This window comes from Periweissella beninensis, assembly GCF_016908275.1.
In the GTDB taxonomy this organism is placed as follows: domain Bacteria; phylum Bacillota; class Bacilli; order Lactobacillales; family Lactobacillaceae; genus Periweissella; species Periweissella beninensis.
In genome coordinates, this window is the sequence record NZ_JAFBDN010000029.1 from 1 (window position 1) to 17,287 (window position 17,287).

Below are 17,287 nucleotides of genomic sequence, written 5' to 3' on the forward strand. Positions count from 1 at the left end.
TCGTTTTAACCGCTCAGCCATTTGGATATTGGTCAGTCCTAGCTCACAAAAGGTTTCAATTTTAATTCGTTCAGAATAGGTTATACTAGACAAAAGATCAGCTTCCTTTAAAATGGGTTTGTGGTAAACACCATTTTAAAGGAAGCTGATCTTTTTTGTCCGAACAGCGTTCGGATTAATTTTACAATCTACCGCTTCTTAACCTTTTTTGATAATCATTTATGTACTGGTTTTCTAATAGTCCAATTAACGACTATAACGCCGAAAAGCCAAAGAGATTCGGATCTCTTTGGCTTTTCGGCGTGCCAATCATTAACCGAATTATTGCACTCTAGTACGGTAAATGACTGCTAGCTTGTTTTAAGCTTGCTTCTTTATTGTTTGTTATATCAGATCAGGTTCAATAGCATTGTTAATTAGTCAATTAAATGAAGCAAAAATATCTAATTTAAGTGTACCCTAAATGGACAATAAACGTTATACTAAGAATATAGGAAAAGACTGAGATTCTATCGGGCACGGTAAGCGATTCTTGAATCTGTTAAGATGTCTAATTTGAGTGTCTAATCTGTTACCGATAATGTAGAGTCAAATTCCGAGAGGAGAAGTCGTGATGAAAATTGGGTATGCCCGAGTTAGTTCAACTGATCAGAATTTAGCGCGTCAAATCAAAGTACTTAAAAAAGCTGAGTGTGAAAAAATATTCGAAGAAAAGCAATCGGGAAAATCAACTGAGAATCGACCAGAATTGCAGGCGGCCATTGCGTATATCCGACAGGGCGATACGCTGGTCATTGCGTCCTTGGATCGTTTGAGTCGTAACTATGATGATGCCAGTGATATCATCAAGCAGATCAAGGACAAACAAGTTAAGATGGAAGTCTTAGATGCACCATTTCTGTCTATGCGCACTGGCGATTCAGATATGGATAAATTTATGTTTGACCTGTTAACCAAACTGCTAGCTTATATGGCCCAAACGGAACGGAAGAAAATTCGTGAGCGCCAGCGTCAAGGAATTGAAATCGCCAAAGCCAATGGGAAATATCGGGGGACGCGGCCCGCTTACGCCGCAGACGCACCTAACCCACAAAAACGTTTTATCTACCGCCGTATCGTTGATCAATTAAGAAACAAAGCAACCGGTGCTCCAATTAGCTATCGTGCAATTGCAGCTGAAACCGGTGTATCGGTGCAGACAGTAATTAATATTAAAAATCGGTTGGTATAGCTGTTAAATAAGCGTCATCTGAGCACACGTTCGTTATTTAGAATGGTAGATTACAAGTTATCTAGCGTCTTTTGGAACGATGCCATTGTCTTCTTATATCCGGTATCTTGAATCCAAACCTTGCTAGAGATGAAAATATCTTCACGCGGTACGCCACTTTTAGCAATCGCGCGCCCGACTGCAGCCTCATTGCCATAGCAAGCTGTCGTGCCGATTAGACGATAGCCAGTTTGTAAGGCGTTGCGTACGCCTTGTTCGCATTGTGCCAAGTCGTCGATTTGGAAAACACCATAGCCAAGTTGCGGAATTGATACACCGTTGTTGAGTTGGATTTGTTTCATGTTAGTAGTCTCCGTTTCTTTACAAGATTAGAGTATTGCATTTTATGTAATACGTCTAATGCCTATATCAAACACATATGTATAACTTAAACGTATGAATGTTTGGACAAGGAAATTGCTTGATTGAAGTAACCCAAATTACTAAAGAAAGCTCTTGCAATCCTCTATCAGAATCTGGTATTCTCAATCTCCAATACGAATTCGAGGAGGTACTTGTTGATGATCAGTACATTGATTTCAACCGTGAATGCTGGTGGTCTGGTATTCCGAGGACGGACAGTGTAGGATCGTATTGAGACATTTACTCATAACCTCGCTTGCTTTGGGTTTCGACGCTAACAAGCATAGCATGGACACCCAGTAGGTGTCTTTTTGAGTTATCTAAAAAGGACCTACACGTTCAGTGTTGATTATTTCTCAACACCAGAAATCTACTAAATCACGACATGACAAAGACGGCTCCCCAAATGAAGAACCGCCTCAAATGATAAATTTATTCTTCAATACCAATTGACGTAGAGCTCAAAAAAGACCGTCTACTTTTTGGTAGGCGGTCATTTTGGTAGATGCGAAGCACGAATTTACTACTACGCCACTTTCTTCGCGACTTTCTTTGGTAACGTCAACGCCAACAGCAAGCCAATCAGGCCCACACCAGCAAACACAGCGAAGGTAACAGCAAAACCGCCAGCATGACTTCGCAGCGTGGTTTGCATGCCATCCAACAACACTGTGGCGAACATGACACCGGCAGAACCGAATAACTGACGAGCCGTCGTTGTAACCGCAGTGCCGTCTGCCACAAGCTCATTCGGCAAAGCATTAGCGCCAGCCGTCACTGAAGGCATCATCACAAAGGCATTGCCGGCTTCAGTCGCCATCGCCAACATAATTGCCCCAATCAGTGGTAAATGATGGGCAAAGACTGCTAATAGACCAAAGCCGCCAGTAATCAACAACATGCCAATCATGGCTACGACACGCGGTCCAATGCGATCCAGTAGGCGCCCGCTAATTGGATTCAAAATACTCAGCAACACCGCAGCTGGCACTAAGGACAAGCCAGAAATCAACGGTGACAAACCAAGTAGCGTTTGAAAGTAAAGCGGCATCAGAATGGTGGTGACAATCAAACCGACGTATGAAATTCCAGTCATAAACACCGCTTTAGTAAACATACCAGTGGCAAAAACTCGCATTTGCAACATTGGTGGTTGGCGGTTCAATTGCCGAGCAACGAAAATACCAGCTGCCAGAATGCCTAAAATCAACAAACAAACCACGCCAACAGTTAAACCTTTTTTCGACAAAGTACCCAAGGCGTAAAGTAGAATTGGAAAACTTGCGGATAAAAGGAAGGACACCCAGTCCAGTTGCGTCGGTTGCAATGGCATGACAGAGGCAATGGTCACCGTTGAAACGGCCAGCACAAGCAGCGAAATGACCAAGAAGAACAAGAATAAAGCCTGCCAAGGGAACCATGTCAGCAAAACACCGGAAATAATCGGACCGACTGCCAAGGCTGAGCCCATGACCAATCCCGCCGTGCCCATCACCCGACCACGCTCACTATGCGGCGTAATCGTCAGCAACACGGTCTGAAAACTCGGGAAAATAATCCCGATCGCAATTGCTTCAAGCAACCGGCCAATCATGAGCACGATAAAACTCGGTGCCCAGATACATAAGCCTGTGCCAATGGCAAAAATGAGTTCAATCGCTTGGAAAAGCCGTTGGAAAGGAACATTATGCAACAACCATGGACTAACCGGAATCATCAAGGTCATCACCAACATAAAGCCGGTTGTCAGCCAAGCAACTGTATCCGCTCCTAAACCAAAAGCTTTCATAAAAGCAGGATAAGCGGTGCTTAAAGAAGACTGCGAAATTGACATGGAAAAGGTACCTGTCAGTAACGTGGCGACAAAAGCCCCGCGATGTTTGATCGTTGGAGAGTGCATATTAAAATACTCCTTTTCTATATTAGTATTGTGGGACGTTTACATTTTCATTCCCATTTTTTCATAAGACTGCATACCGCCCATCCAAATCTCAGATGGTTTGACGCCACGTTCTTTAGCCAAGGCCATCATTAACTTATCCATATCCATCAATTTATATTCTTGCTTTGGCTTGGCTGGATCGAAAGTTTCAATCTGTGCCATCATGCCGCCATCTTCGTGCTCAATGATATGACAGTGATACATATAAACCCCTGGCAGATCAAAGCGAACCAGCAGCCGAACTGTTTCCCCAGGATTCACGCCAACGGTGTCTTTGAAACCATGTTCATTTGGATACGGCGCATGCCCATTCCGAGACAAGACTAAGAATTGGGTTCCATGCACATGGAATGGATGAACCATTCCAGGCGCATCATTGCTATTGGTAACATCCCAGTACTGGGCTTTGCCAATTGGCTGCGTGGCATCAATCCGCTGCATGGCGAACTTTTTACCGTCAATCGCAACACCTTCGTCCATCCCCTGCATCACAACATGGCGAACTGGCAAAGCCGTATCAACCACAGGTGCCTTCACGTCGAACAACTTATCAGGCAAAGTTGTCTGATCCGGTTTGAACGCATGAATGCGGAACTTTAGCAATGGCACATCATCCGTATATAAGGTGACCTCGTCGCCTTCATGGTATTGGCCAAAATCAACAATCACTTCGGCACGCTCAGCACAAGTCAGCATCAAATGGGTAAATTTGACCGGCTCCGGTAACAGCGAGCCATCCCCGCCAATTTGCGTAAATGGCAGGTCATCGGAAAAATGCAACCGCCATTCACGGCGATTAGCACCATCCAGAAAACGCAACCGGACCTTTTGCGTGGTGACATCAAAATAGGGATTGATTGTACCGTTAATCATTGCGGTTGGCCCAGCAACACCGTCAGGATCATAATCAGCCCGGTAGTCCCACTGGTTGTTCTCGTGAAAACGCCGGTCTTGCAAAATGACCGGAATATCGTCAACGCCATAATTCCTTGGCAATGGCAGGCTGTCTTCATGGTCGTCTTTGACAATCACCATGGCAGCCAAACCATGCCAAACCTGCTCGGCTGTGGATGGGCACGGATGCGCGTGCAGCCACAAAGTCGTCGCCGGTTGATCCAATGTGAAGTCGATATGCTTACTTTCACCCGGATAAACCGGCGCATGGCATCCGCCATCAACATAAGGGCCACTGACATTAGCCCCATGCCAATGAAAAGTGGTCAACTCAGGCAGGGTGTTTTTCAGTGTCACATGTGTATGTTGACCACGGCGATACACAATCGTCTGACCTAACAGACTGGCATTATAGCCCCACGTCTTGGTCTTCGCCCCTGGCAACAGTTGTGTTTCCCCAGCCTCTGTTGTCACCGTGTAATAAACGTCGGTCGCTGTCTCTTTATCTGGTTTCAACAACGGCGGCACATTTAAGTGCTTTTCAGGCGCATCACTGACCTCAAGTGGCACGTACCCACCATCGTGGAGATCAAACGCTGGTTCATCAAAGAAATAGTCCGTATAGGTTTTCATTGTGATTTCTCCCTTCAAATGTGTTATCAGCCGCACAAACCTGTACATAAGAACCATAATCGCAATGGCCAAAGTGCGCTCCACCGCACTTGTTCCCGTTTATGCTATGGTTTCTAACAGCGGCTGATAACGCTCTGAATTAAATTCTAACACTTTTTAGGGTTGCAATAAAAAAAATTTAGAATTAATCTAAAGTAGTAGCGAAAAATGGTATAGGTCTTATCCATACACTTGAGGAGGATTTTCATGAAACAAATGTCGAAAACAATGGGCTGGCTCATGCTGGCGTTAAATGTGGTGCTGCTGATTCTAATTGGTACTATGCACAATATGGCAGCAATGTGGTTAATGGGTCTGATTATGACTTTGGACGCTGTGACAGGGTTAGTTACCGCTTATCGGCCCCGGTCAAGTCAGCAGCACACCAACCAGCACTAGTTTATCTAGACTGCATAATTAAAATTAGCACCCAGAAAACTTAAAAAAGACCTGTCCCTGCACTATGCCCTGTCAAGTTGACAGGGCATAGTGCAATGTGTTGAGTTGTTTGCTTTTTAATTTTTTAAATACCACCAAGTACCTAACCCACAAGTAAGCGCAATAATCGGGCCTCCAATCGCTTACCCATAGTGAAGTTGATTTAGGAATTGATTGATTCAGAAAACCAGGAACCTAAGTAGCAAATCAATCACAATAAAAATACACAATAATTAGTGGCTGGTGAATTAGCCCTCATTTTCAACTGAATCGACGATAACTTGATAATCAATCTTCACCGCAGTCTTATTCTTTTTGGCGGTCACTGAAATTGGGCCACCTAAGACTGCGAGTAAATTCTCTAGGTTTGCCATGACCACACCAGTGTCTACGGCGACCGCAATCGTCTCGGCAATCTTCTCTTTGACAAGATCCAGTCCGAGATTCCCCTTTACAAACGAGAATCAGCGTTCAATTTCGCCGCGCCGGTTCTAACATGCCTAGCCAAAATTGAGAAACAAAGTATTTATATGTCCCTATATAGAAATGCTTAACCGTTAAGTTATGTCTTTTGAACTTGGAGTGAGAATGTAGTCAAGTGCTAGGTGTGGAGATTTTTTTGTGGGCTTCAAAAAAATACTACCCGTTCTTGACGGAATGAAACGACACACTGAGACGGCTGAAAGCCTAAGTTAGTTACACCAACTTTGCTTTCCTGCCACACGGCGAGTGGGCGAGTGAGTTTGAGAGGGGGAAACTCCTCTCATTATTGCGGTCAAGCCGGTTCAGCTTGTGGGTAAAACCCACGGTTTGTCTTGAATTAAAAACAGGAAGTTACTTTTTATAAGCAAAATTGTAGACAGCTGACATCTATCGTGCTATTTTGTAAAAGAAATATGTTACTGACAAAAAATAAGTATCGAGAATTTGGATTAGGAGTCTAAGTATGAGACATTTTAAGAATATTATTATTGGTTTTGGTAAAGCTGGTAAGACTTTGGCAGGGAGCCTGACAAGTCATGGCGAAGAAGTGCTTTTGATTGAAAAAGATCCAATGATGTACGGCGGAACATGTATCAACATCGCATGTTTACCAACTAAGAACTTGGTAATTAACTCTCAAAGAGGAGTTAAGTATGAACAAGCTTTCGAAACTAAGGAAGCTATGACAGCAAAACTACGAAACAAGAACTACCACAAGGTAGCAGATCAAAACTTGGCAACTGTGCTTGATGCAAGTGCTGAATTTATTGATGATAAGATAATCAAGGTAACTGATGAATCAGGTACAGAAGAATTAACATTCGACCGTCTTTTCATTAATACTGGTGCCGAAAGTAATGTACCAAATATTGATGGCCTAAAGATTGACGATAAGATATTTACTTCAACTGAAATGCTTGCTAAAAAAGAACTTGCTAAGAATCTGGTGATTTTAGGTGGTGGACCAATCGGGCTTGAATTTGCTTCAATGTACGCTGGCTTTGGCAGTAAAGTAACTGTAATTGAACCAATGCCAAGTATCTTGGGCCGGTTTGAACCAGAAATTGCTCAGGCAGCTAAGGCTGATATGGAAGCAGATGGCGTTACCTTCATGCTTAAGTCTTCTTTGACCAAGGTCGAAGAAACTGAAGCTGGTCTTAACTTAACTGTTGAAACCGAAGATGGTGTTAAGGACTTGCTAGCAGATGTGATGCTTGTGTCAGTTGGCCGCCACCCAGCCACTGCTGCCCTTCACCTAGAAAAAACCAGTCTTGAAGTTGGCCAGAGAGGCGAAATTGTCGTTAACGACAAGCTTGAAACCAGTGTTCCTAATATCTACGCTATGGGTGATGTTGCCGGTAGCTTGCAATTTACCTACATTTCGCTTGATGACTGGCGGATTATGGACAATCAACTCTTTGGTGACAAAACTAGAACTAAGAAGAATCGTCCAGTTTTTGCTAACTCAATCTTCATTAAGCCAGCAATTTCTTCAGCTGGACTAACTGAAAGCGAGTTAAAGGCCCAAGGTAAAGCTTACAAGGTCTTAACAATGCCTGCAGCTGGTGTGCCAAAGGCCCAAGTTATCGGCAACCCAAGAGGCTCATATAAGGCTTTGATTGACCCAGAAACCCACGAAATCTTAGGTGCTACTATTTACGCTGAAGAAGCTTACGAAACTATCAATGTCATTACTTTAGCAATGCAGCACCATTTAAAGGCTGAAGACTTGCGTGACCAAATTTATGCTCACCCAACTATGACTGAAGCTCTTAATGACTTATTCAAATTCTAAAAACTAAAAAAACTGACTTATCTCATAACTTGAGTAAGTCAGTTTTTTGTCACCTATTTTCTTTCCTATTAGATTGCCTTTACCAGCTGGTTGGCCAGCCATTTAATCCCTTGCTCGCTATAGTGCTGGCCATCATAAACAGTGTAGGATGAAAAATCCTCTAGCTTTTCCATTTTAGCAGTTAAATCCAAGAATTATTCCTGGTATTTAGTAGCTGTTTCTTTAGCTACTTGTTCATAATTACGTAGGACTTCGCTGGTATAGTAACCAGCAATTTCCTGGTTGGTGAAATCTGGGACTGATGGTGATAGGAAAATCAGCCTTTCAGGGGGATTTATTACTCAACCTGGACCAAAGTGCGGTCGAAGATAGGCACCGTGACCAAATTTTGAAAGATGTTCAATTAAGCCCAGTAGAGATCGATCAAATTGAAATGGCGCCAACCAATTATGGGTACTTAACGCACATTGAGTTGATTTCCCTAACCCTGTTGACTGCCAGAAATCTTGTAAGAATGTTGGGGCTTTAATTACTAATACACCGAAACCAATTGTAAAGGCTAAGAACTCTCAGCCCTTATCTAGTAAGCTGAAACTTGCTACCATAAGTGCCATTGTTTGTGCAATTAATGTTAAGTTGCGTCGCTGTCACTCTCCTATTATTCTCTGTTACAGGGTCTAATTTGGAGACTCCTAGTGGACATCTACAAGTCTCGTTACATCACGAAATAAAAAAAGTCTAGGTCAATATTGAGTTGATCAGCTAATATTATCAATTAAGAGCATCTTATTTTTCCTGGACCTTTTCCATTAAGTCATTGCTTACATGTGTCAAGAACTCTTTATAGTCATCTTCCCCCCAATGGTTATAACTGTTTGTTTCTTGTTCGTTTTCGTTAGGGGCTGGATTAAGTACTGTGCTTGGGGTTCAGCAATTGTTTTGGTAATCTTAAACGGGTACCTTATTTTACAAACTGTCGGTATTATGTAGTTTAAGTCGGGCCTGAGTGCCCGACTTTTTACGAAGATGGAGATTAAATGATTAAAAACGACCAACCAAAGGATAAAATTATTGATGTGGCTCGCAAACTGTTTGCTAGTCACGGTTTTGAGGCAACGACGACACGAATGATTAATAAAGCGGCAGGGACTTCGGAGGGCGCACTTTACTACCACTTTCCACATGGTAAACAGGAAATTTTGGATACAATTGTTCAGCAGGGAATTGAAAGTCGGGTTAGTTTACTAACGGTATCACTAACAAATTCGACCACTGTCACTGGTATCGAAACTCAAATGATGACATTATTCGATCAGCTATGGCAAGCATTCCAAAGTGAAATCAGCTATCAATCGTTCATTATTACAATTCGTGAATGAATGCTGTTGTCTGATGAGCAATCTCACTGGTTGATTGACGCGATTCAACAAATTCAGGCGCGATTATCTCAAGCCTTTCAAAATATCGAGAAACTGGCGCTTAATGATAGCCAAGCTGCCGATAACCTTGCGATGATTGTGATGTCGATTTTTCAGAAGGTACTGTATGATGAATTGTTAATTAAAAATCAGTGGCTATTGAGTGCCGATGTGCGGGAACGGGTTCGCCAACAGATTCACTTTTTGTTAGCACCGATTCAAACAACTACAAATTAAAAAACGTCCTTCCTCGATTTGATTCGGGGAGGGACGTTTTGATTAGAAAGCGGATAAGAATTAGAAATCGTAGTCGCTGTTATCCATGGCTTCGGCATTACCCATTAGATAGCCAGCACCAACTTGGGAGAAGAAATCGTGGTTCGCCGTTTCGGTTGAAATGCCGTTCATCACAATCGGGTTGATATCTTCAATTTCGGCATGGGGGAAGCGGGATTCAAAGCCCATGTTTTGAAGGGCTTTGTTGGCGTTGTAGTGAACAAATTGTTTCACGTCTTCGGCTAAACCAATTGGCGCGTAAACTTCTTCAGTGAATGCAAATTCGTTTTCGAGGAGATCATCGAGTAAATCATCCATCCATTTTTTGAATGTTTTTTGTTCAGCTTCTGGCAGCTCGTTATAGCCTAGTTGGAACTTGTAGCCGAGGTAGGTGCCATGGACGGATTCGTCACGGATCACCAGCTTGATGACCTCGGAAAGGTTGGAGAGCTTATTGTTACCGCGGTACCAAAGTGGGGTAAAGAAGTTGGTGTAGTACAAAATTCCTTCGAGAAAGACACTTGCGACCTTCTTTTCAAGGTTGTTTCCTGTTTGGTAAATGTCATTGATCCGTTTGGCTTTGTACTGCATTCGGGGATTATTGTTCATCCAATTGAAGACTTCGTCAACAGTGGCTTGATCGTTCAAAGAGGTCAAAATAGTGCCGTAACTTTTGGCATGAATTGATTCCATCATCAAAAAGTCATTGATGACTGCCGCTTCCTTCCGTGTCCGAACGTCGGGCCGCATGACGTCGACGCCTTCTTCGGATTGTAGTGTGTCCAACAAGGCTAATCCCCCGACAACTCGGTTGATAACTGACTTTTCGGTGTCAGAAAGTGTCCGCCAGTCGCGTAAATCATTAGAAACGGGCACCCGTGTATCTAACCAGTATTGTGCCGTTGCTTTATCCCATACATATTCGTCAAATTCGTCTTCGATGATGTCCCAGTTAATTGTTTTATAGCTCATTAGTTGAATGCTCCTTAGAAATCGTAGTCGTCGTCGGTCATTTCTTCAGTGTCCGATTCGTTATTTGCTGCCGTCACCTGTTGCAAGAATTGATCTTGGTCGATCATCAATTTCCTGAGCTGCGCCACTAGTGGAGATGGCTGAACCTCGTAGCTAGCATCGAAACCAAGTGATGTTAGTGTATGATTGGCACCATAGTAGGCCAAATTGATGGCTTCGGTGGCATCTTCAAGGTTAGCTTCTAGGAAATCTTTTTCGGTTTGCATGAGTTGATCAAACTGGGTGTTAATCCAATGCTGCAGTTCGGCTTGGTCACTTGACGTGAGGTCTTCAAACCCAAGGTGAAATTTGTAGCCGACATAGGCACTAAAGATGGCACTTCCACGAAGAATATTGGCCAACATTTGGTAGGTATTGACGAGAGAATGGGTTTGAAGGGTTGTCCAATATTTACCAAATGAAAGGCCAGTTTCGGTCAAAATGAAAAGGGCTTTTTTTTGTAAAGCCGTGCCATTAGTGCTCGTTTGAGCGAGTTGGTCTATTTCAGCTTGCAGATTGGTATTATTGTCTGCCCAAGTGAAATTTGCGCCACCATTGCCTGGAATCAGGGCCCGGAAAATGGTCGTGTAACTCTTAGCATGGACTGATTTCATGAAGGTAATGGTATTTAATACGGATTCTTCTTGTTGGGTTCGCCGATCATGGCGAATGGCAGGAGTGCCGATCTCTGATTGGTAGACGGCTAACATCGATGCACCTGCCAACATGCGGGTAATGGCCTGTTGTTGAGTGTCTGCTAGCTGTTGCCAAGCTGGTTGATCATTCGTGACGGGAATCCGAATGTCCAACCAAAAGTTAGTGGTGAGTTGTTCCCACGTGTATTTATCGAAATTATCTTTAATGTCATCCCAGTTAATTGCTTTGTAGTATAAATAGTCCATCGTTATTTGTTCATCTCCTTAGTTAGGATTCACAGGTGTACGGGCACCGTGATCCAATAACGTGTTGTCGGTGGGTTAAACGGGCGCTAACCCTGAATACATTCCCTAGATCATGCATGACTCGCATTCATTCGCGGTTTTGATTTCGTCGTCTTCTGTGAATGTTCGGATGTAATAAAGTGACTTGATGCCCTTGGTCCAGGCGTAATTCCGTAACCGGTTAAGGTCCCGGGTCGTCATCTTCAAGTTGTCATTGTCCTTCCACTCGTAAAGGTCGGGTTTCAAAACTGAACGCATGAACAGTGTCAGACTCATGCCTTGATCAATGTGTTTTTGCGCTACGGCATAGGTATCGATAATTTTGCGTTGGTCGATATCATATGCGGGCGTGTAGTAGGGCAAAGTTTCGTTAGACAGGTAGGGTGCCGGGTAGAAGATTGATCCCACTTTATTTTCCTGCCGTTGTTCTACTAATTGTGTGATTGGGTGAAGTGACGCACTTGTTTCATTGACGTACGAAATGGAACCATTCGGTGCCACGGCAAGTCGGTTACGATGGTAAAGACCATCCGCCATGACGGCCTGTTTGAGGTCCTCCCAGTCGGCAACAGATGGTAATTTAATGTTTTTGAAAACTTCTGCAACTTTAGTGCTCTTAAATTCAAAGTCGGCGTTCAGGTATTGATCAAAGTAACTACCGTCGGCGTATTTTGATTGCTCAAATTTAGCGAAGGTTTCGTGACGTTCGCGTGCAATTTGGTTACTCGTGACGAGTGAATAGTAGTTTAAGGCTAGGAAGTAAGCATCCGTAAATTCAAGGGCTTCAGGTGAACCATATTCAATTTGGTGGCGTGCAAGGGCGGTATGCAGACCCATGGCACCCAATCCGATCGTATGGTAAAGTTCGTTACCATGTTTAACGGTTGGGACTTCCTTTACGTTGGTTGTATCGGTCACGAGGGTGAGCGCGCGAACGGCGACCGCAACCGAGCGACCAAAGTCTGGCGAATCAATCATATTCATAATATTAGTTGATCCGAGGTTACATGAAATATCGGTACCAATGGTCTTATACGATAGATCATCATCAAGTTCTGAGGGTTCCTGGGGCTGGAGAATTTCACTACAGAGATTACTCATAATAATTTTGCCATCGACGGGGTTCGTGCGGTTCGCCGTATCAATGTTCAAGATGTAAGGATACCCAGATTCTTGTTGGAGTTGAGAAATCTTTTGTTCTAGCTTACGGGCGTTAAAGACCGATTTTTTGATGTTCGGGTTGGCAACCATGTTGTCATATTCCTTCGTGATATCAATGTAGGCAAATGGCGTGTGGTATTCGCGTTCAACGTCATAGGGACTAAAAAGATACATCGGTTCGTTAGTCTTGAGCAATTCATAGTATTTATCGGGAATGATCAGCCCGAGGGACAGGGTCTTTACCCGAATTTTTTCATCCGCGTTTTCTTTTTTGGTATCCAGAAAATGTAAAATATCGGGATGGAAAACGTTGAGATAGACAACCCCAGCACCGTTACGTTGACCAAGCTGGTTACTGTAACTAAATGAGTCCTCAAGTAACTTCATCACTGGTACAACCCCGGACGAGGCGTTGGCAATTTTTTTGATAGAATCGCCTGAGGCACGGAGATTTGACAGGTTAACACCGACGCCACCGCCAATCCGTGATAGTTGAAGGGAGGAATTAACGCCACGGCCAATGGAGAGCATTGAGTCGGCCATATCAATTAGGAAACACGACACCATTTCTCCGCGGCGCTTTTTCCCCGCGTTGAGGAAAGTGGGGGTGGCGGGCTGATAACGCTGTGAAATTAATTCATCGGCAACGTCATTAGCAAGTTGCTCATCACCGTTTGCAAGGTAGAGGGCATTGAAGACGACACGGTCGATAAAGCCTTCCAAGAATTGTTGTCCGTCGTTGGTTTTCATGGCGTACTGTGTGTAAAACTTGTACGCGCCGAGAAAACTGCGGAAATGGAAGTGATGGTCTTTCATTCGGTCGAACAAGGACCGCACAAATTCGTGGGAATACTGATTCAGGATATCTGGATCAATGTAATCTTCGTTGACTAAGTAGTTTAATTTGGCATCCAATGAATCAAATTGTTTAGTCTTTGGTTCGACCGTCTCTTCAAAATAGGCCTTGAGAGCTTCTTGATCGTAATATAGCGGAATTTCTCCGTCGACGGGGATGTTTACGAGGTTATTTAAGTAAAAATAGGTGTTTCCGATTTCTGGAGTGCTAGTTGCCATTAGGGACTACTCCTTTGTTTGTTGTTTGAGAACTGAATTGATCGCGATAGGTTAAGATTGCATCGGCGATGCGAGGAAAATCGTGTGCTGTGCCACGTAGTTCAAAATCGGTAATGTAGGGAAAACCGAAGCGCTCAGCGTACTGTTTAGCCGTGAGTGCAAACTGCTTATTAAAATTACGATTGCCGCTACCGATAATCCCGTAACAACGGCGATAATTATCTTCGTGTTCTAGGTAATCCCCCAAAATGGTGGTCAAGATTTCGGTGTAGCCGTTGTTAATTCCGTTACCGCCTTTAAGAAAGGCCGGCAGGAAGGCAACAAACGGTTGGTCAAGAGTAGTGAATTCGGGGTGTTCTTTAACGTTAATTGAATTAACTTGAATGTGGCGTTCTTCTTCAAAGTATTTTGTCAGTTTGCCAATAAAATATTTGGTATTACCGCTCAAACTGATGTAGAGAATATTTACAGGTTCCATAGCGAATCATCGTCCTTTATCTATATATAGTGTGACGAAAATTATTGTAGCACAATATATAGTGTTTGAATACCGACTTTCCCAAAATGAATCTATTGAATTGCTAAAATATGAATTAACATTATTATTTGATAATGACGATTAAACGGCTGATACCGGGGATGATTAAATTACGGTGGTGGCCAAAAAAGACAATAAAAAATCGATTTAAAATAATGAGATTTCAAATTGACAATTTTTTAATCAAGTTTTATGAGTTTAGTTAGGTCAATGACGCATCAAAGCGTGCCAGATGACGCTTGCGAATTGAACGCCAGATAAATTAAGCGTGTCGTCGTTAATCAATCAGCCACTTGGCTAACTTTGGTTCGCGCTGTTGAAGCCACTTGGCTTCACGAAGTTAGTTTATGCCACCAGTTTATTAAGGGGCGGTACAGCTATTGAACGCGCTTCACTCGTCGGTGGTCATAATGGGGGCAATAGCTATGAATAACGATGTAGAAATTATTATGGGACGGTTAACCTTGTTGTTTAAGCGCCAGTCACGCACCCGCTACTGATTGATGATCGCTAACGATCCTTACGATCAGATCTACAATGTATTTTTTAACAGCCAACGGGCTAATGAGCGCTTGCAATCCGTTCCTTTACATAAATTAGCTAATTATGATTTAGCTGATTTAGAGACGCTACTAAAAGCTTTGCGACAAAAGATTAAACTAACGATCGAATTTGTTGGCTTTACTGGTGAATGCTGGCCTAAAAGTCAAAAGTCAATTCAACGAAAGCGGGTTCCCCTTGAATAACCAAGACTTTGACTTAGGTACGGTTAAGTATTTCTTTGAACATGATTATCACGACCGGGGCATGATGAAATGGCAGGGGTTCCATTTGTCCGATCATACTTCCGCATTGAGAAAAATGGATCAAGATAATAATTACAATGAAAAAAAGTTACCCCAAATGACTACGGATAAAATATTTCATAATGCAATGCATGCAGTTGCCAATTATTATACTGTGACTATGCAATTAGATGAGACTAACTTCAATCATGAAACCAAAAAAATATATCTGGGTTCATTGAAAACATGTCGGATAATTATATTTATATTAAAAATAGAAAACTAGCTGTTCAGGATATTAGAGCATTAATCATCAATAGGTAAATCACGCTTTATCCTGTATAATGGTTTGAGTAGAGAAGTTAAGGCGGTGGCTATTTCCTTAAAGAGGGTGGTGCTTATGGTGTAAAAACTATAAACTCACATTCTAGGAAAGGAGTAGCCCAAGTGTCCGTATCGAACGCTTTACAACTTATGCTGATGTTTGGTACTTTCATAGTTACCTTACTAGCGTTAGTTGTTGAGTTTATTAAAAGTCAGCAAAAAAAATAACCGCCTTAGCTCTGCAAAGCTAGCGGTTATTTTAATCGATTAAACTTTATCACCGTCTTAAACGGCTCTATATGAGAAGTCTTGTTCACGCAAGGCTTTTTTAAAACAAATTCATTATTTGTTGAAATAAACCAGTATCAAACATGACAAAAATTCCAATAAGGATATAAATAATGCGACTCAGCGGTTCGCCAAATCGTTCAAATAAATTCTTAATAATTGGTATTTGTCCAAAAGAGTAGGCTAACGTTAAAGAAATAGCCGTTAGAATAATAAAGTAAAGAACTGTTATTAGAATACTTGTTACAGTCATTGTAGCTAAAACTGGGACATAAACAGCTATATTATCAGCTCCACAACTTACTAAATACATTAGTAAAACAGCCATAACCCCTTTGTTTGATTTATGTTGGTCATTGTTATTTTCGTCATCATCTTCACCTTTAAAACCCATGTAAATGGGAATAAGTCCTAACAAACCAATACTCCATTCTGGGATAAAACTTTGAATAATTTGTCCAGCGAAGGCACTAATACTAAAAACTATAATCATACCTAATTCATAACCAATTAAATTATCTTTATAGCTATATTTTTGCAATAATAATAATAATATGACAAAAAAATCTAAATTAACACCAATGAATAACATCGTTACTAATGATATATCTTGCATGAGTAATTCCTCTTCCGTGTTATAATTAATATATCGATATAAACATATGTTAACATTAACATATATGGAGGTCAATATATGATTGAAAATATAGATTTACGTTATCAGGAAGAAATGCAACGAATATTTAAATTATTAACAAACTCGACACGGTTGAATATCCTAGTACTGCTCGAAAACAAACAACTTAGTGTTAGTGACATAGTTCAATATTTAAAAATTCCACAACCACAAGTATCACACCAACTATCTATTCTCAAGCAACATCAACTAGTTACTGCTGAAAGAGTGGGGAAAAATAATTTGTATGAATTAGACGATCCGCATATTTTAAGTGTTATAGAATCAACTAAAAACCATGTTAAACATGTTGTGAATGGGAAAAAACATGGGGAAATGTAATAACAAATAAAAATTTTTACGATTATAGTACACAATAAAAAAATAACCGCCTTAGCTCTGCAAAGCTAGCGGTTATTTTAATCGATTAAACTTTATCACTGTCTTAAACGGTTATTTATGAAAAGTCTTGTTCACGCAAGTCTTAATTCTTTATATATTATATCATGCTAATAAAATAATGAATAGTGTCGTACTCATATACTAGGTTCATTATGCTCTATTTTCTGCTGTTTAATGGTAGGAGTATTTTTAGCAAACTTTTGTAGCTCGGATTGAGTTTGGTTACTAATATCTTGACGTACTTGTTGTAGTTGCTTTTCAGTCTGTTGGTTATTTTTAGCAGGGTCTTGTACTTGCTTTAGTAGATTTTTATACTGTTGAGATAGGGTAGGGTGCTCTGTATCATGGTTCTTTAAAATAGATTGATTAGCAGAATGAGGGTTACTGTCATCTCGATCAATGTATTCATCTGCATAATATCCATTTCCTAAGTCTTTTATATGGTTCTGGTGCAAAATTAACAAAATAGTCTTTGTAATACATTGGGACGATTGTTGAACGGATCATTGTACTAATAATTCGATTAGTGATTGTGA

At 41.7% G+C, this 17,287-nt stretch carries 18 protein-coding genes and 3 pseudogenes; 10 read left to right on the forward strand and 11 right to left on the reverse strand.

Annotated elements, in window-relative coordinates:
• Positions 1 to 93, reverse strand: a pseudogene (locus JOC59_RS08095) (IS30 family transposase); the annotation flags it as partial.
• Positions 94 to 613: 520 nt separating this feature from the next.
• On the opposite strand from JOC59_RS08095, the gene JOC59_RS08100 reads away from it, so the two are divergent.
• Positions 614 to 1,231: a recombinase family protein gene (locus tag JOC59_RS08100; RefSeq protein WP_205144277.1), complete on the forward strand. Its 618-nt coding sequence runs from the start codon at positions 614 to 616 to the stop codon at positions 1,229 to 1,231.
• A 50-nt stretch (positions 1,232 to 1,281) separates the two neighbouring features.
• On the opposite strand, the gene JOC59_RS08105 is transcribed toward JOC59_RS08100, so the two are convergent.
• From JOC59_RS08105 to JOC59_RS08115, 3 genes are all read right to left on the reverse strand, one after another.
• Positions 1,282 to 1,572 carry an aldo/keto reductase gene (locus tag JOC59_RS08105; protein ID WP_205144278.1) on the reverse strand — a complete coding sequence of 97 codons (291 nt, stop codon included), beginning with the start codon at positions 1,570 to 1,572 and terminating at the stop codon, positions 1,282 to 1,284.
• Between the two features lie 587 nt (positions 1,573 to 2,159).
• A complete protein-coding gene (locus JOC59_RS08110) occupies positions 2,160 to 3,533 on the reverse strand; it encodes an MFS transporter (RefSeq protein WP_205144279.1) in 1,374 nt (457 codons plus the stop codon).
• A gap of 39 nt (positions 3,534 to 3,572) precedes the next feature.
• On the reverse strand, positions 3,573 to 5,102 hold the full coding sequence (locus JOC59_RS08115) for a multicopper oxidase family protein (protein WP_205144280.1): 1,530 nt from the start codon (positions 5,100 to 5,102) through the stop codon (positions 3,573 to 3,575).
• A gap of 246 nt (positions 5,103 to 5,348) precedes the next feature.
• On the opposite strand from JOC59_RS08115, the gene JOC59_RS08120 reads away from it, so the two are divergent.
• Positions 5,349 to 5,540: a hypothetical protein gene (locus tag JOC59_RS08120; protein WP_205144281.1), complete on the forward strand. Its 192-nt coding sequence runs from the start codon at positions 5,349 to 5,351 to the stop codon at positions 5,538 to 5,540.
• Between the two features lie 287 nt (positions 5,541 to 5,827).
• On the opposite strand, the gene JOC59_RS09435 is transcribed toward JOC59_RS08120, so the two are convergent.
• Complete coding sequence (locus JOC59_RS09435) at positions 5,828 to 5,953, reverse strand: hypothetical protein (protein ID WP_260344844.1); 126 nt, start codon at positions 5,951 to 5,953, stop codon at positions 5,828 to 5,830.
• A 572-nt stretch (positions 5,954 to 6,525) separates the two neighbouring features.
• On the opposite strand from JOC59_RS09435, the gene JOC59_RS08125 reads away from it, so the two are divergent.
• The 3 genes from JOC59_RS08125 (at position 6,526) to JOC59_RS09360 (ending at position 9,512) form a co-directional block, all read left to right on the forward strand.
• Complete coding sequence (locus JOC59_RS08125; RefSeq protein WP_205144282.1) at positions 6,526 to 7,857, forward strand: FAD-dependent oxidoreductase; 1,332 nt, start codon at positions 6,526 to 6,528, stop codon at positions 7,855 to 7,857.
• Between the two features lie 1,037 nt (positions 7,858 to 8,894).
• On the forward strand, positions 8,895 to 9,236 hold the full coding sequence (locus JOC59_RS09355) for a TetR/AcrR family transcriptional regulator (RefSeq protein WP_239517074.1): 342 nt from the start codon (positions 8,895 to 8,897) through the stop codon (positions 9,234 to 9,236).
• A gap of 30 nt (positions 9,237 to 9,266) precedes the next feature.
• A complete protein-coding gene (locus JOC59_RS09360) occupies positions 9,267 to 9,512 on the forward strand; it encodes a hypothetical protein (RefSeq protein ID WP_239517075.1) in 246 nt (81 codons plus the stop codon).
• Between the two features lie 60 nt (positions 9,513 to 9,572).
• On the opposite strand, the gene nrdF is transcribed toward JOC59_RS09360, so the two are convergent.
• From nrdF to nrdI, 4 genes are all read right to left on the reverse strand, one after another.
• A complete protein-coding gene (nrdF, locus tag JOC59_RS08135) occupies positions 9,573 to 10,523 on the reverse strand; it encodes a class 1b ribonucleoside-diphosphate reductase subunit beta (RefSeq protein ID WP_003646148.1) in 951 nt (316 codons plus the stop codon).
• A 14-nt stretch (positions 10,524 to 10,537) separates the two neighbouring features.
• Positions 10,538 to 11,464, reverse strand: a complete 927-nt coding sequence (locus JOC59_RS08140) for a ribonucleotide-diphosphate reductase subunit beta (protein WP_205144283.1) — start codon at positions 11,462 to 11,464, stop codon at positions 10,538 to 10,540.
• A gap of 105 nt (positions 11,465 to 11,569) precedes the next feature.
• Complete coding sequence (gene nrdE, locus JOC59_RS08145; RefSeq protein ID WP_205144284.1) at positions 11,570 to 13,738, reverse strand: class 1b ribonucleoside-diphosphate reductase subunit alpha; 2,169 nt, start codon at positions 13,736 to 13,738, stop codon at positions 11,570 to 11,572.
• Positions 13,728 to 14,216 carry a class Ib ribonucleoside-diphosphate reductase assembly flavoprotein NrdI gene (gene nrdI, locus JOC59_RS08150; protein ID WP_205144285.1) on the reverse strand — a complete coding sequence of 163 codons (489 nt, stop codon included), beginning with the start codon at positions 14,214 to 14,216 and terminating at the stop codon, positions 13,728 to 13,730. The genes nrdE and nrdI overlap by 11 nt, the downstream gene beginning before the upstream one ends.
• Before the next feature lie 379 nt (positions 14,217 to 14,595).
• On the opposite strand from nrdI, the pseudogene JOC59_RS08155 reads away from it, so the two are divergent.
• The 4 genes and pseudogenes from JOC59_RS08155 to JOC59_RS09365 form a co-directional block, all read left to right on the forward strand.
• A pseudogene (locus tag JOC59_RS08155) lies at positions 14,596 to 14,709 on the forward strand (type VI secretion protein ImpB); the annotation flags it as partial.
• Positions 14,702 to 15,022 (forward strand): annotated as a pseudogene (locus JOC59_RS08160) (acetyl-CoA carboxylase). The pseudogenes JOC59_RS08155 and JOC59_RS08160, both read left to right, overlap by 8 nt.
• A complete protein-coding gene (locus JOC59_RS08165) occupies positions 15,015 to 15,347 on the forward strand; it encodes a hypothetical protein (RefSeq protein ID WP_239517076.1) in 333 nt (110 codons plus the stop codon). The pseudogene JOC59_RS08160 and the gene JOC59_RS08165 overlap by 8 nt, the downstream one beginning before the upstream one ends.
• A 161-nt stretch (positions 15,348 to 15,508) precedes the next feature.
• Positions 15,509 to 15,613: a putative holin-like toxin gene (locus tag JOC59_RS09365; RefSeq protein WP_260344849.1), complete on the forward strand. Its 105-nt coding sequence runs from the start codon at positions 15,509 to 15,511 to the stop codon at positions 15,611 to 15,613.
• A gap of 100 nt (positions 15,614 to 15,713) precedes the next feature.
• Here the strand turns inward: JOC59_RS09365 and JOC59_RS08175 are convergent, their stop codons facing one another.
• Positions 15,714 to 16,289 carry a cadmium resistance transporter gene (locus tag JOC59_RS08175; protein WP_205144286.1) on the reverse strand — a complete coding sequence of 192 codons (576 nt, stop codon included), beginning with the start codon at positions 16,287 to 16,289 and terminating at the stop codon, positions 15,714 to 15,716.
• A gap of 78 nt (positions 16,290 to 16,367) precedes the next feature.
• On the opposite strand from JOC59_RS08175, the gene JOC59_RS08180 reads away from it, so the two are divergent.
• Positions 16,368 to 16,691, forward strand: coding sequence for an ArsR/SmtB family transcription factor (locus JOC59_RS08180; protein ID WP_205144287.1), 324 nt, complete (start codon positions 16,368 to 16,370; stop codon positions 16,689 to 16,691).
• Positions 16,692 to 16,885: 194 nt separating this feature from the next.
• Here JOC59_RS08180 and JOC59_RS08185 read toward each other — a convergent pair whose 3' ends face one another.
• Positions 16,886 to 17,206: a hypothetical protein gene (locus JOC59_RS08185; RefSeq protein ID WP_239517077.1), complete on the reverse strand. Its 321-nt coding sequence runs from the start codon at positions 17,204 to 17,206 to the stop codon at positions 16,886 to 16,888.
• Positions 17,207 to 17,287 lie beyond the last annotated feature (81 nt).